General features: G+C 64.9%; 12 protein-coding genes and 1 pseudogene. 10 read left to right on the plus strand and 3 right to left on the minus strand.

The annotated features are described in order from the left end of the window. Positions 1-19: 19 nt before the first annotated feature. The 7 genes and pseudogenes from CAG31_RS12140 to CAG31_RS12170 form a co-directional block, all read left to right on the plus strand. A pseudogene (locus CAG31_RS12140) lies at positions 20-1,049 on the plus strand (diguanylate cyclase domain-containing protein); the annotation flags it as partial. A 240-nt stretch (positions 1,050-1,289) separates the two neighbouring features. Beyond that, positions 1,290-2,385 (plus strand): peptide chain release factor 2 gene (prfB, locus tag CAG31_RS12145; RefSeq protein WP_139831342.1). Its coding sequence is split into 2 segments (ribosomal slippage): positions 1,290-1,361 and positions 1,363-2,385, totalling 1,095 coding nucleotides; the frame shifts between segments, so codons are not numbered across the junction. Positions 2,386-2,503: 118 nt separating this feature from the next. After that, complete coding sequence (gene lysS, locus CAG31_RS12150) at positions 2,504-4,006, plus strand: lysine--tRNA ligase (RefSeq protein ID WP_085581302.1); 1,503 nt, start codon at positions 2,504-2,506, stop codon at positions 4,004-4,006. Between the two features lie 118 nt (positions 4,007-4,124). Then, positions 4,125-4,829, plus strand: coding sequence for a TetR/AcrR family transcriptional regulator (locus CAG31_RS12155; protein ID WP_085581304.1), 705 nt, complete (start codon positions 4,125-4,127; stop codon positions 4,827-4,829). Positions 4,830-4,953: 124 nt separating this feature from the next. Beyond that, positions 4,954-6,231: a flavohemoglobin expression-modulating QEGLA motif protein gene (locus tag CAG31_RS12160; RefSeq protein WP_085581306.1), complete on the plus strand. Its 1,278-nt coding sequence runs from the start codon at positions 4,954-4,956 to the stop codon at positions 6,229-6,231. Positions 6,232-6,407: 176 nt separating this feature from the next. Beyond that, a complete protein-coding gene (locus CAG31_RS12165) occupies positions 6,408-7,322 on the plus strand; it encodes an alpha/beta hydrolase (RefSeq protein WP_085581308.1) in 915 nt (304 codons plus the stop codon). Continuing rightward, positions 7,319-7,648, plus strand: a complete 330-nt coding sequence (locus CAG31_RS12170) for a hypothetical protein (RefSeq protein WP_085581310.1) — start codon at positions 7,319-7,321, stop codon at positions 7,646-7,648. Before CAG31_RS12165 ends, CAG31_RS12170 begins: the two co-directional genes overlap by 4 nt. Before the next feature lie 143 nt (positions 7,649-7,791). Here the strand turns inward: CAG31_RS12170 and CAG31_RS12175 are convergent, their stop codons facing one another. The 3 genes from CAG31_RS12175 to CAG31_RS12185 form a co-directional block, all read right to left on the minus strand. Next, positions 7,792-8,580 (minus strand): OmpA family protein, encoded by a 789-nt coding sequence (locus tag CAG31_RS12175; RefSeq protein WP_085581312.1) that lies wholly within the window; start codon positions 8,578-8,580, stop codon positions 7,792-7,794. Between the two features lie 54 nt (positions 8,581-8,634). Further along, positions 8,635-9,039: a DUF4398 domain-containing protein gene (locus CAG31_RS12180; protein WP_085581314.1), complete on the minus strand. Its 405-nt coding sequence runs from the start codon at positions 9,037-9,039 to the stop codon at positions 8,635-8,637. Positions 9,040-9,482: 443 nt separating this feature from the next. Next, complete coding sequence (locus CAG31_RS12185) at positions 9,483-9,824, minus strand: pilin assembly protein (protein WP_085581317.1); 342 nt, start codon at positions 9,822-9,824, stop codon at positions 9,483-9,485. A 212-nt stretch (positions 9,825-10,036) separates the two neighbouring features. Between CAG31_RS12185 and ppc the strand changes: the two genes are divergently transcribed. From ppc to tsaB, 3 genes are all read left to right on the plus strand, one after another. Continuing rightward, positions 10,037-12,667 (plus strand): phosphoenolpyruvate carboxylase, encoded by a 2,631-nt coding sequence (gene ppc, locus CAG31_RS12190; RefSeq protein WP_085581319.1) that lies wholly within the window; start codon positions 10,037-10,039, stop codon positions 12,665-12,667. Between the two features lie 289 nt (positions 12,668-12,956). Then, positions 12,957-13,604, plus strand: coding sequence for an adenylate kinase (gene adk / locus CAG31_RS12195; protein WP_085581321.1), 648 nt, complete (start codon positions 12,957-12,959; stop codon positions 13,602-13,604). Between the two features lie 94 nt (positions 13,605-13,698). Next, entirely contained in the window at positions 13,699-14,373 is a 675-nt protein-coding gene (tsaB, locus tag CAG31_RS12200) for a tRNA (adenosine(37)-N6)-threonylcarbamoyltransferase complex dimerization subunit type 1 TsaB (protein ID WP_085581324.1), read from the plus strand. The last annotated feature ends 207 nt before the right edge of the window (positions 14,374-14,580 follow it).

Genomic DNA, 14,580 nt, shown 5'->3' on the forward strand with positions numbered 1-14,580 from the left:
AGTATTCAGGTGACCGCCCATGAATGACTTACAGATCGATGACATCAAGACCGACGAAAACGCCGCCATGGTGTTGTTGGTGGACGATCAGGCGATGATCGGCGAAGCCGTGCGCCGCGGGCTGTCGAATGAAGAGAACATCGACTTCCACTTCTGCTCCGACCCGCACCAGGCGGTGGCCCATGCGGTGCGGATCAAGCCGACGGTGATCCTCCAGGACCTGGTGATGCCCGGCCTCGACGGCCTGAGCCTGGTGCGCGAATACCGCAACCACCCGGCGACCAAGGACATCCCGATCATCGTCCTGTCGACCAAGGAAGACCCGCTGATCAAGAGCGCGGCGTTCTCGGCCGGGGCCAACGACTATCTGGTGAAGCTGCCGGACAACATCGAGCTGGTGGCGCGCATCCGCTACCACTCGCGCTCCTACATGACCCTGCTGCAGCGCGACGCGGCCTACCGCGCCCTGCGGGTCAGCCAGCAGCAGTTGCTCGACACCAACCTGGTGCTGCAGCGGCTGATGAACTCCGACGGCCTGACCGGGCTGTCCAACCGTCGGCACTTCGACGAGTACCTGGAACTGGAATGGCGCCGCTGCCTGCGCGACCAGAGCCAGTTGTCGCTGCTGATGATCGACGTCGATTACTTCAAGTCCTACAACGACACCTTCGGCCACGTCGAAGGCGACGAAGCCCTGCGCAAGGTGGCCACGGCGATCCGCGAGGCCAGCGCGCGGCCGTCGGACCTGCCGGCGCGCTACGGCGGCGAGGAGTTCGCCCTGGTGCTGCCCAACACCTCGCCGGGCGGTGCGCGGCTGGTGGCGGAGAAGCTGCGCCAGACCGTCGCGGCCCTGAAGATCCCGCACATCGCACCGACCGAAGGGTCGAGCCTGACCATCAGCATCGGCCTGGCGACGATGGTGCCGGAGGCGGGCAGCGACTGCCGCCTGCTGATCTCGGCGGCGGACCGGGGCCTTTACCAGGCCAAGAACAACGGGCGCAACCAGGTGGGGATCGAGTAACCCCCGCCAGCCCGCATCGCCAGCAGGCTGGCTCCCACAGGCATTTCGGCCGGAAGCGGAGTCTGCGGTCACTGCGCAACACTGTGGGACCGAGCCTGCTCGCGATGGCGGCGCATGGGTCGTTGCGTTGGCGACTGCACACCGCTTTCGGGCTGCGCAGGCCGCTGTCAAGCGAATTGAGGTTACAGCCGCCGGACGGGCTGCCGCGCCAGCCCGATTACGTTATACTCGCCGGCTTTCAAAAGTTCGCCAACGAGTGCTGCCTGTCATGGAAATCAACCCGATCCTGAACACTATCAAGGACCTGTCCGAGCGCTCCGAAACCATTCGGGGGTATCTTTGACTACGATCAAAAGCATGAGCGTCTGACCGAGGTCAACCGCGAGCTTGAAGATCCGAGCGTCTGGAACAAACCCGAATACGCCCAGGAGCTGGGCCGCGAGCGCGCCGCCCTGGCGCAGATCGTCGAGACCCTGGACGGACTGTCCGGCGGCCTGGCCGATTGCCGCGACCTGCTGGACATGGCCGTCGAAGAGAACGACGAAGGCGCCGTAGGTGACGTGGTCACTGAACTGGCCCGCCTCGAAGACTCCCTGGCCAAGCTGGAATTCCGCCGCATGTTCAGCGGCGAAATGGACATGAACAACGCCTACCTGGACATCCAGGCCGGTTCCGGCGGCACCGAGGCCCAGGACTGGGCCAACATCCTGCTGCGCATGTACCTGCGCTGGGCCGACAAGCGCGGCTTCGACGCGACCATCATGGAACTGTCCGCCGGCGAAGTCGCCGGGATCAAGGGCGCCACCGTGCACATCAAGGGCGAATACGCCTTCGGCTGGCTGCGCACCGAGATCGGCGTGCACCGTCTGGTGCGCAAGAGCCCGTTCGACTCCGGCAACCGTCGCCACACCTCGTTCTCGGCCGTGTTCGTCTCGCCCGAGATCGACGACAAGGTGGAGATCGAGATCAACCCGGCCGACCTGCGGATCGACACCTACCGCTCCTCCGGCGCCGGCGGCCAGCACGTGAACACCACCGACTCGGCGGTGCGGATCACCCACGTGCCGACCAACACCGTGGTCAGCTGCCAGAACGAACGTTCCCAGCACGCCAACAAGGACACCGCCATGAAAATGCTGCGGGCCAAGTTGTACGAGCAGGAAATGCAGAAGCGCAACGCCGCTTCCCAGGCCCTGGAAGACAGCAAGTCCGACATCGGCTGGGGTCACCAGATCCGTTCGTACGTGCTCGATGCTTCGCGGATCAAGGATCTGCGCACCAACATCGAACGCAGCGACTGCGACAAGGTGCTCGACGGCGACATCGACGAATACCTGGAAGCGAGCCTGAAGTCCGGGCTGTAAGAGACGTAACACGGGGTTCGGCTGATTTCTGTCCGATCCCTGTGGAAGCCAGCCCTGCTGGCGATCCCCGGTCCGCAAGGCCCGGGGGCAACGAACCTGTGATGGAAAATTTGAAGACATGAGCGACCAACAACCCGATTCGCAAGCCCTGCAACAGGAAGAGAACTCCCTGATCGCCCTGCGCAAGGAAAAGCTTGCCGCCGAGCGCGCCAAGGGCAACGCCTTCCCGAACGACTTCCGCCGCGAGAACTACTGCGATGCCTTGCAGAAACAGTACGCGGACAAGACCAAGGAAGAGCTGGCAGAGGCTGCAATCCCGGTCAAGGTCGCCGGTCGCATCATGCTCAACCGTGGCTCGTTCATGGTGATCCAGGACATGACCGGCCGCATCCAGGTCTACGTCAACCGCAAGACCCTGTCGGAAGACACCCTGGCGGCGGTTAAGACCTGGGACATGGGCGACATCATCGCCGCCGAAGGCACCCTGGCCCGTTCCGGCAAGGGCGACCTGTACGTCGAGATGACCGATGTGCGCCTGCTGACCAAGTCCCTGCGCCCGCTGCCGGACAAGCACCACGGCCTGACCGACACCGAGCAGCGCTACCGTCAGCGCTACGTCGACCTGATCGTCAACGAAGACGTGCGCCAGACCTTCCGCGTGCGTTCGCAGGTCATCGCCCACATCCGCAGCTTCCTGATGAAGCGCGACTTCCTCGAAGTCGAGACGCCGATGCTGCAGACCATCCCGGGCGGCGCCGCGGCCAAGCCGTTCGAAACCCACCACAACGCGCTGGACATGGAAATGTTCCTGCGCATCGCGCCAGAGCTGTACCTCAAGCGCCTGGTGGTCGGCGGTTTCGAGAAGGTGTTCGAGATCAACCGCAACTTCCGCAACGAAGGCGTCTCGACCCGTCACAACCCTGAATTCACCATGTTGGAGTTCTACCAGGCCTACGCCGACTACGAAGACAACATGGACCTGACCGAAGAACTGTTCCGCGAGCTGGCGCAGCTGGTTCTGGGCAGCACCGACGTGCCGTACGGCGACAAGGTGTTCCACTTCGGCGAGCCGTTCGCCCGCCTGTCGGTGTTCGACTCGATCCTCAAGTACAACCCCGAGCTGACCGCCGATGACCTGAACGACATCGACAAGGCCCGTGACATCGCCAAGAAGGCCGGCGCCAAGGTGCTGGGCTTCGAAGGCCTGGGCAAGCTGCAGGTGATGATTTTCGAAGAGCTGGTCGAGCACAAGCTGGAGCAGCCGCACTTCATCACCCAGTACCCGTTCGAAGTGTCGCCGCTGGCGCGCCGCAACGACGAGAACCCGAACGTCACCGACCGCTTCGAGCTGTTCATCGGCGGCCGTGAGATCGCCAACGCCTATTCCGAGCTCAACGACGCGGAAGACCAGGCCGAGCGCTTCATGGCCCAGGTGGCCGACAAGGACGCCGGCGACGACGAGGCCATGCACTACGACGCCGACTTCGTCCGCGCGCTGGAGTACGGCATGCCGCCGACGGCCGGTGAAGGCATCGGCATCGACCGTCTGGTGATGCTGCTGACCAACTCGCCGTCGATCCGCGACGTGATCCTGTTCCCGCACATGCGGCCGCAAGCGTAAACGTTTCACTTAAAAAACCGCCTCGAACAGGCGGTTTTTTATTGCCTGTCTGGTACAAACGTATCAAATGGTTACTTTTGAAAAGAACAACAGAGGAATACCTGCCGTGATCGGTGCAATGGCTCAAGAGGGTGCAGCGGGAATCGCCGTTGCGGTCGCTGAAAGTGTTCAGTACCAGGGTCGCAAGGCCAGCCGACAGGGCAGCGAGCAGCGCCGGCAGGACATTCTCGACGCGGCGATGCGCATCGTCGTGCGCGACGGCGTGCGTGCCGTGCGCCACCGTGCGGTGGCGGCCGAGGCCGGCGTGCCGCTGTCGGCCACCACCTATTACTTCAAGGACATCGATGACCTGCTCACCGATACCTTCGCCCAATACGTCGAGCGCAGCGCGGCCTACATGGCCAAGCTGTGGATCAACAACGAAGGCCTGCTGCGCGAGATGGTGGTCAGCGGCGACGGCAGCCCCGAGTCGCGCTCGCAACTGGCCGACGACATCGCCCGGCTGATGGCCGACTATGTGCACCGGCAACTGGTCAACCGCCGCGAACACCTGATGGCCGAGCAGGCGTTCCGCCAGGAGGCGCTGCTCAACCCGCGCCTGGCGGAACTGGTGCGTTCCCACCAGCAGATCCTGCTGCAGGGCACCTGTCAGCTGTTCCAGGTGCTGGGTTCCCGGGAACCGCAGCAGGATGCCAAAGTGTTGACGGCGATTATCGGACGGATGGAATATCAGGGCCTGCTCAACGGTGTCGAGCCATTGGCCGAAGAGGACATGCTCGGCATCCTGACGCGGTACATGCATCTGGTGCTGGCGTCGGTGTGACGCAATCCCCTTGTAGGAGCGAGCCTGCCCGCGATGACGGTGCGACAGGCAGCAGCGATGTTGAATGCAGCGACGCGTTCGCGGGCAAGCCCGCTCCCACAGACGTTTTTTACAGGAGTTTCGGGTGGACGATTACCAGCAGACGATACGCACGCTGTCCGATCGCATTGTGCTGGCGCAGACACCGATCCGCGTCCTCGACGCGGTCAAGTGGGACGAGAACGTGCGCAAGGGTTTCCTCAAGGCCAAGGGCAAGGAACTGCCGGCAGTGGACCGGGACTACTACCTCAACCGGCCGCTGACCTTCGATTCGAGCAAGGTCAAGCTCGAGTTCCAGAACATCGAGCGCGACATCACCCGCCAGCTCGGCCAATTCAGCCCGGTGGGGCAGATCATGCGCCGCATGTGCAAGGAGTACCGCATGGTGGTGCGCATGCTCGAAGCGCGCGGCACCGAGGACTTCGGCCTGATTTCCCAGGAACTGTACGGCGCCGCGTCCGATGCGTTCCATGCCGGCGATCCGACCCTGGCCGACCTCGGCCTGATGATGTCCGACTACCTGAACAACATCGACGGCCGCGGCGACCTGAAGGACGAGCCCAAGACCCTCACCGCCAAAGACGCCGTGCACCTGCTGCAGACGCGCCTGAACAAAGTGTTCGGCGAAGCCGAGGAAACCATCCGGGTGTTCGAGTCCGACGGCATCGTCGCCGACGCGGCGGCGGGGGCCGACTACATCAAGATCCGCACCGACGCGATGTTCAACGGCCGCGACGTCCGGGCCCTGGAAGTGCATGAAGGCCTGGTGCACGTCGGCACCACGCTCAACGGCCTGAACCAGCCGATCTGCACCTTCCTGGCCAAGGGCCCGCCTTCGTCGACGGTGACCCAGGAAGGCCTGGCGATCCTGATGGAAATCATCACCTTCGCCTCCTACCCCAGCCGCCTGCGCAAGCTCACCAACCGCACCCGCGCCATCCACATGGTGGAGGAGGGCGCGGACTTTCTTCAGGTCTTCGAGTTCTTCCGCGAGCAGGGCTTCGAGATGGCGGAAAGCTACGGCAACGCGAGCCGGGTCTTCCGGGGTTCGGTGCCGACCGGTCTGCCATTCACCAAAGACTTGTCCTACCTCAAGGGCTTCATCATGGTTTACAACTACATTCAGTTGGCCGTGCGCAAGGGTAAGCTCGAGCAGATCCCGCTGCTGTTCTGCGGCAAGACCACGCTGGAGGACATGCGCACCCTGCGCCAACTGGTGGACGAAGGCCTGGTGGTGCCGCCCAAGTACCTGCCGGAGCAGTTCCGTGACCTGAACGCGCTGTCGGCGTGGATGTGCTTCTCCAACTTCCTCAACCATTTGAGCCTGGACCGGATCGAGGCGGACTACTCCAACATCCTATAGGGCAAACACAATACCTGTGGGAGCTGGCTTGTCGGATCGCCGCACCGCAGCGATTGCATTCTGTCAGTCATTATTGATGTTGGCTGACCCACCGCCATCGCTGGCAAGCCAGCTCCCACAGGGTTATTTGTTCTTCTCTGAATCGTTCGCCAATTTCCTTCGCGAGGTTTCACCGGATGAGAATCCTCGGCATCGTCTGCCTGCTCCTGACCCTCGGCGGGTGCAGTTCGCTGCTGTTCTACCCCGAGCGCGGCCAGTTGTTCACCCCGCAGAAGGCCGGGCTCGACTACCGCGACGTGACCCTGACCACCGCCGACGGCCTGCGCCTGCACGCCTGGTGGCTGCCGGCCAAGGCCGGGGTCGAGGTCAAGGGCACGGTGCTGCACCTGCACGGCAACGGCGGCAACCTGCCGATGCACCTGGGCGGCAGTTGGTGGCTGCCGAAGAGCGGCTATCAGGTGCTGCTGGTGGACTACCGCGGCTATGGCCTGTCCGAAGGCGAGCCGTCGCTGCCGGCGATCTACCAGGACATCGACGCCGCCTTCGCCTGGCTGGATCGCGCGCCCGAGGTCAAGGGCAAGCCGCTGGTCGTGCTGGGCCAGAGCCTGGGCGGCGCGATGGCGGTGCACTGGCTCGTGCGGCATCCGGAACGCCAAAAGCAGCTCAAGGCCCTGGTGCTCGACGGCGTGCCCGCCAGCTACCGCAGCGTCGGCCAGTATGCGCTGAGCACCTCGTGGATGACCTGGCCGTTCCAGGTGCCGCTGTCGTGGCTGGTGCCGGACGGCGACAGCGCCATCCGTTCGATGGAGAAGCTCGACGGCGTGCCGAAGCTGATCTACCACAGCATCGACGATCCCCTCGTGCCCCTTTCCAACGGCATCCGTCTGTATCAAGCTGCGCCGCCGCCCCGTGTGCTGCAGCTGACCCGCGGCGGCCACGTGCAGACCTTCGGCGACCCGGTGTGGCGGCAGGTGATGCTGCGTTACCTGGACGACCCCGAACACTTCAACGGCCTGCGCCGCCTCGGCGAGATCCCCAACTATCCGCCGCCCCCGAAAACCGAAGACGAACCCCCAGAGAGTCCGCAATGAGTGAAGAACGTAACGCCATCCCGCTGATCATCACCGGCATCTGCAGCATCCTCGGCACCGTCGGTGCCCTGTGGTACTACGGCTACCTGCACTTCGCCAAACCCGAGGATGCGCTGCTGCTCAACGACTTCACCATGCTCAAGACCATCCCCGGCGAGGATTACCGGGTGTCGCTGGAGCCAGCGCCGCAAGTGGCGCAATGCATCGACGGCGTGCTGGTGCTGTTCGACACCGAACAGAAAGGCCTGACCGGCGTGCTGGTCAACGACAAGAAGAAAGCGGTGCGCTGCATGGGCCAGGAAACTCCGCAGCAACTGCAGCAATAAACGTCTCACAGTCTTTGTGGCGAGGGAGCTTGCTCCCGTTAAAGGAGGTCCAGCGGGAGCGAGCTCCCTCGCCACAGGGAACCGGGAAACGAAAAGCCCCGCCTGATCGCTCAGGCGGGGCTTTTCGCATCAGCGTGCGACGCTTAGTTCGCGCTCACCGCCGAACGCGGCAGCACCGGCTGGTTGTCGTTGGAGATGGTCACTTCCACCCGACGGTTCATCGCCCGGCCCGAGACGCTGCCGTTGTCCGCCACCGGGTATTCCTTGCCGTAGCCCTGGGTAACGATGCGCGACGGATCGACGCCCATCTTGATCAGCGCCACCTGCACCGAGGTCGCCCGGCGTTCGGACAGCGACTGGTTGTAGCCCGCGGTGCCGGTGCTGTCGGTGTAGCCCTCGACGATCACCTTGCGGTCGGGGTTCTCCTGGAGGAACTGCGCCAGCTTGTTGATGTTCATCAGGCCGCTGGACTTGAGCTCGGCCTTGTTGGTGGCGAACAGCACGTCGCCGAAGGTCACCAGGGTGCCGCGGTCGGTCTGTTTGGCGTTGAGGCTGTCCTGAAGCTGTTTGATCTGCTGGTCGCGGGCGTCCAGGCGGGCCTGGGCGCGCTGGGCCGCGGCGTTCTTCAGGTTGGCTTCGGCGGTGCGCAGGGCGATGGTCTGCTTGGCCACTTCCACGCGCTGGTTGGTGAGGTAGGCCAGTTGGTCGACCTTGGCCGCGTCTTGCTTGTCCAGGTAGGCCTTGTCGGCCTTGTCCAGGTAGTCGCTGGCCTCTTTGGTCTCCAGGGCGGCGACCTTGCTGGCCTGCGGGTTGGCCTGCAGGCCTGCGTAGTTGGTGCGCGCCTGTTCCAGGTTCGGGTTCGGCGGGGTGGAGCACGCCGCCAGGGCAACGCTTGCGGCCAGCAGAGCAGGGATCATCAGTTGATTACGCATGTTCGTTCGTCCTTCTGTCAATAAGAGATTCAGCCTTGCGGTCGGGATGCGCGCTTACTGCACGGTGCGCTGACTTTCCTGACGCAGTTCCTGAACGCCCTTCTGGGAGTCCTTCACGGCCTGCTCGGCCTTCATCGCCTGGGCCTTGCGCTCGGCGACCCGGGCGTCCCACTCGGCCTGTTCGGCCAGGGTGCGGGCCTGATCGTATTTCTTGTCGTGCATGGCGATTTCAGCCTGCTTGAGCTTGTCCTGGGCCTGCTTCATTTCCACGGCGGCGAATTCGGTGCCGCCGGCGCTGACCGCGCTGTTGACCGCCGATTGGGTGACGGCGTACTGCTCGGTCGGCGGGTTGCCGGCGCAACCGGCCAGCACGACGCCGGCGCCCAGGGCCAGGGCGACCAGTTTCAGGCTGCGCAGAGGGGTGGACGAGGTTTGGGTCTTCATGGTCTTCAACTCCATTGTTCAACTCCTTGGATAACGCTGAATCCATCCTGGACGAGGAGTCGCATGCGTCGTGTCGGAGCGCGTTCTGAAACGCTCGTCCCAGGCGTGGTTACCTGTTCCGACCGGGCGCATTTTTTAAAAGTTCAGAAAAGATGGCCCATCGCCAAAAAAAATTTGACCGAACGGGCAGGGCTCTAAAACGGGAACTTTGGCGGTGTCTGGCGGTATGGGCGGGCCGATTGCCGTCCGAAAAGCGAGAGCGGGCTTGCTTGCCATGCGCTGTGTCAGCCACGACTGAAGGAGCCAGAAAGGGCGCTTTCGCGGGCAAGCCCGCGCCCACAGTTTTCGGGGGTGTGCACACATTTCCCTGTGGGAGCCAGCCTGCTGGCGATGGCGTCAGGCCTGAGACCGCAGGCCCAGGTCAAGACCGTTGCTCCCACAGGATGAGCTGTGCGGGATCAGTGCTTCGGCTTGCCGGCGGCGGACAGATCCTGCAGATGCCGGCGCGACAAGGCGAGGAAACGCGGCGTCGGGCCGACGTCCTCGTACAGCGGATCGCCTTCCTCGTCGGTGGCGACCACCGTCGAGCCCTTCACGTACGGCAGGCTCGCCTCGAACTCTTCGAGGGCGGCGCCGATCAGTTCGCCGAGCAGTTCCTCGGGATGCCGCTTGGGGTACATCTCGGCGATGGCGGCCAGCCGCGCGGCGGCCTCCACGTCCAGGCGGATGGTGTAGCCGGTGTCGGTCAGGCGACCCTTGGCGGTTTCTTCCCAATGCTGGGCAAGTTCTCGGATTTTCATGATGACCTCATGGCGCACCCGCTCGTGGCAGGTTCTGGTGAGTGTCCGGCGGGGCCGGCGGCAAGCCGTTGTGGGGCCTGTTGTTGAGGTTAGCTGGCGGGCGCGGGGTTGCGTGGCCCTTCGTCGTCTGCTTGTAAGTCGCGCCGCAGAGCGGCACTCTCTGACCATTCGCTCGCTTTTTAGCCGCCTGGACGACTGCTGGAGAACTGCCGATGACCGATATCGATGCACGCTTGCGCGAAGATGTTCACCTGCTCGGAGAGCTGTTGGGCAACACCATCCGTGACCAGTACGGCGAGGGTTTCCTCGACAAGATCGAGCAGATCCGCAAGGGCGCCAAGGCCGACCGGCGCGGTTCGATGGACGCCGAGCTCAGCGCCAGCCTCGATCAGCTGAGCGAAGCCGAACTGCTGCCGGTGGCGCGGGCGTTCAACCAGTTCCTCAACCTGGCCAACATCGCCGAGCAGTACCAGTTGATCCATCGCCGCGAGGCGTCGCAGGCCGCGCCGTTCGAATCCCGGGTGCTGCCGGAGCTGTTGGCCCGCCTGCGCAGCGAAGGCCACAGCGCCGAGGCCCTGGCCCGCCAGCTGGCGCGGTTGGAGATCGAACTGGTGCTCACGGCCCACCCGACCGAAGTGGCGCGGCGCACGCTGATCCAGAAGTACGACGCGATCGCCGCGCAGTTGGCGGCCCAGGATCATCGCGACCTGACCGACGCCGAGCGCGGGCAAATCCACAACACCCTGCAACGCCTGATCGCCGAAGCCTGGCACACCGAAGAGATCCGCCGCACCCGACCCACGCCCGTAGACGAAGCCAAATGGGGCTTCGCGGTGATCGAGCATTCGCTGTGGCAGGCGATCCCCAACCACATGCGCAAGGCCGACCAGGCGCTGCACGCCGCCACCGGCCTGCGCTTGCCGTTGGAGGCCGCGCCGATCCGCTTCGCTTCATGGATGGGCGGCGACCGCGACGGCAACCCCAATGTCACCGCCGCCGTCACCCGTGAGGTGCTGTTGCTGGCGCGCTGGATGGCGGCCGACCTGTACCTGCGCGACGTCGACCGCTTGGCCGCCGAGCTGTCGATGCAGCAGGCCAGCGATGAACTCAAGGCCCGCGCCGGCGACAGCGCCGAGCCGTACCGCGCCGTGCTCAAGCAACTGCGCGAACGCCTGCGCGCCACGCGCAACTGGGCCCATGCGGCGCTGACCGCCGCCACCCCGGCGCCGGCGGACGTGCTGCACGGCAACCGCGAACTGCTTGATCCGCTGGAGCTGTGCTACCGCTCGCTGCACGAATGCGGCATGGGCGTGATCGCCGACGGGCCGCTGCTCGACTGCCTGCGCCGGGCGGTGACGTTCGGCCTGTTCCTGGTGCGCCTGGACGTGCGCCAGGACTCGTCGCGGCACAGCGCGGCCATGACCGAAATCACCGATTACCTGGGCCTGGGCCGCTACGAGGAATGGGGCGAGGAGCAGCGCATCGAGTTCCTGACCCGCGAACTGAACAACCGCCGGCCATTGCTGCCGGCCCACTTCAAGCCCTCGGCGGACACCGCCGAAGTCCTCGCCACCTGCAAGGAGATCGCCGCTGCGCCGGGCGCCTCGCTGGGTTCCTACGTCATTTCCATGGCCGGCGCCGCGTCCGACGTGCTTGCGGTGCAACTGCTGCTCAAGGAAGCCGGCGTGCTGCGGCCGATGCGCGTGGTGCCGCTGTTCGAGACCCTGGCCGACCTCGACAACGCAGGTCCTGTGATCGAGCGGCTGCTGCAACTGCCGGGTTACCGCGCACGGTTGCAGGGGCCGCAGGAAGTGATGATCGGCTACTCCGACTCGGCCAAGGACGCCGGCACCACCGCTGCCGCGTGGGCCCAATACCGCGCCCAGGAGCGGCTGGTGGAGATCTGCCGCGAACAGCAGGTCGAACTGTTGCTGTTCCACGGCCGTGGCGGCACCGTCGGCCGCGGCGGCGGCCCGGCCCACGCGGCGATCCTGTCGCAGCCGCCGGGATCGGTGGCGGGGCGGTTCCGCACCACCGAGCAGGGCGAAATGATCCGTTTCAAATTCGGCCTGCCTGACATCGCCGAACAGAACCTCAACCTCTATCTGGCGGCGGTGCTCGAAGCGACCCTGTTGCCGCCGCCGCCCCCGACCCCCGAATGGCGGCACCTGATGGACGAACTGGCCGCCGACGGCGTCAAGGCCTACCGCGCTGTGGTGCGGGAAAATCCGCAGTTCGTCGAGTACTTCCGCCAATCCACACCGGAGCAGGAGCTGGGGCGCTTGCCGCTGGGCAGCCGCCCGGCCAAGCGCCGGGCCGGCGGCATCGAGAGCCTGCGGGCGATCCCGTGGATCTTCGGTTGGACCCAGACGCGGCTGATGCTGCCGGCCTGGCTCGGCTGGGAGACCGCGCTGAACAACGCCCTGGCCCGGGGCGAAGGGGATCTGCTGGCGCAGATGCGCGAGCAATGGCCGTTCTTCCGCACCCGCATCGACATGCTGGAGATGGTGCTGGCCAAGGCGGACGCCGACATCGCGCTGTCCTATGACCAGCGGCTGGTCGAGCCGTCGCTGCTGCCGCTGGGTGCGCACTTGCGCGACCTATTGTCGCAGGCGTGCGCGGTCGTGCTCGGGCTGACCGGTCAGTCGCAGTTGCTGGCGCACAGCCCCGACACCCTGGAATTCATCCGCCTGCGCAACACTTACCTTGATCCGCTGCATCTATTGCAGGCCGAACTGCTGGCCCGTTCCCGGCGCCAGGAAGTGGTGCAGGGCAGCCCCGTGGAACAGGCGCTGCTGGTGTCTGTGGCGGGGATCGCCGCCGGTCTTCGAAATACCGGCTAAGGTTTTCTGCGTGGGGCGGGGGCTCCCGCAGCGGTTCGCGGGGGCCGTCTGGCGCACACGGAAAAGGTGCGGTCAGGCGACAGTTAATGATGGGGTTGCGACTTGGGACACTGCGGCGCAACGTCGCGGCAGGGGCCGGTTTCTCCGACTTTTGGTGTCTTGTGTGGGCGCAGCCTGCTGTGTATCTTGATCAGCCTTTGGCCGTTTGGGCGGCCGCGACCCTATTTTCAAGATTGGCCCCACGAGGCGAATCCGTTGTTTTTTATATAAAAAATTGAGGAGCACATCGATGCGCGTCATTCTGCTGGGAGCTCCCGGGGCCGGTAAAGGTACTCAGGCTAAGTTCATCACCGAGAAATTCGGCATTCCGCAAATCTCCACCGGCGACATGCTGCGTGCGGCGGTCAAGGCCGGCACCGAGCTGGGCCTCAAGGCCAAGGGCATCATGGATGCCGGCGGCCTGGTGTCGGATGACCTGATCATCGCGCTGGTCAAGGATCGCATCGCTCAGTCTGACTGCGCCAACGGCTTCCTGTTCGACGGTTTCCCGCGCACCATTCCTCAGGCCGAAGCCCTGGTCACCGCCGGCGTCGAGCTGGACGCCGTGGTCGAGATCGCGGTCGAAGACGAAGAGATCGTGCAGCGCATCGCCGGCCGCCGCGTCCACGAGGCCAGCGGCCGCGTGTACCACATCGTCTACAACCCGCCGAAGGTCGAAGGCAAGGACGACGTCACCGGCGAAGAGCTGGTGCAGCGCAAGGACGACACCGAAGAGACCGTGCGCCATCGCCTGTCGGTCTACCATTCGCAGACCAAGCCGCTGGTGGACTTCTACCAGAAGCTGTCTGCCGCCCAGGGCAAGCCGAAGTACAGCCACATCCCTGGCGTCGGTTCGGTCGAGGCCATCACCGCCAAGGTGCTGGCGGCCCTGAGCTGAAAAAACGGCTCAGCTGCATCATCCACGGCCCGCTTGCGGGCCGTAGTTGTTTATACTGGCGCCCTTTTTCCCCTCCTGATTGACGGACACACCGATGAGCACCCTGCTGGCCCTGGACACCGCGACTGAAGCCTGCTCCGTCGCCTTGCTGCATGACGGCAAGGTCACGAGCCATTACGAGGTGATCCCGCGCCTGCATGCGCAGAAACTGCTGCCGATGATCCAGCGGCTGCTGGCCGACGCTGGCACCACCCTGCAAGCGGTGGACGCCATCGCCTTCGGCCGCGGGCCCGGCGCCTTCACCGGCGTGCGGATCGCCATCGGCGTGGTGCAGGGGCTGGCGTTCGCCCTGGAACGTCCGGTGCTGCCGGTCTCCAACCTGGCGGTGCTGGCGCAGCGAGCCTTGCGCGAGCACGGCGCAAGCCAGGTCGCGGCAGCCATCGATGCGCGCATGGACGAGGTGTACTGGGGCTGCTACCGCGAGACGGCAGGGGAGATGCGCCTGGTCGGCGCCGAAGCGGTCCTGCCGCCGGAAGCCGCAGCGCTGCCGGCCGATGCCGCCGGTGAATGGTTCGGCGCGGGCACCGGTTGGGGCTACGGCGAGCGCATCGCCGTCAGCCTGAGCGGCTCTGACGCCGGCATGCTGCCCCATGCCGAAGACCTGTTGACCCTGGCCCGGTTCGCCTGGGCGCGCGGCGAAGCCATTGCGCCGGACGACGCTCAGCCGGTCTACCTGCGCGACAAGGTCGCCACCCCCAAGGCCCGCTGACTCACGCCCAAGTCAGCGTCTCAGGTAACGACTGCAGAAGCCAGCCTGCTGGCGATGGCGTCGGCAGGCACGCACCGATAGGAGGGGCGAGCCCGTTCCTGTGCTGCCAATCGTCAGTTTCCAACCCCGCGCTTTAAACCTTTTGTCTTTTATGTGTTCTAGTTATCACTCGGCGGTTTGCTAAGTCGGTCAGGTGCCGCTAAATTG

This window comes from Pseudomonas sp. R25(2017) (genome assembly GCF_002112565.1).
GTDB lineage: Bacteria > Pseudomonadota > Gammaproteobacteria > Pseudomonadales > Pseudomonadaceae > Aquipseudomonas > Aquipseudomonas ekonensis.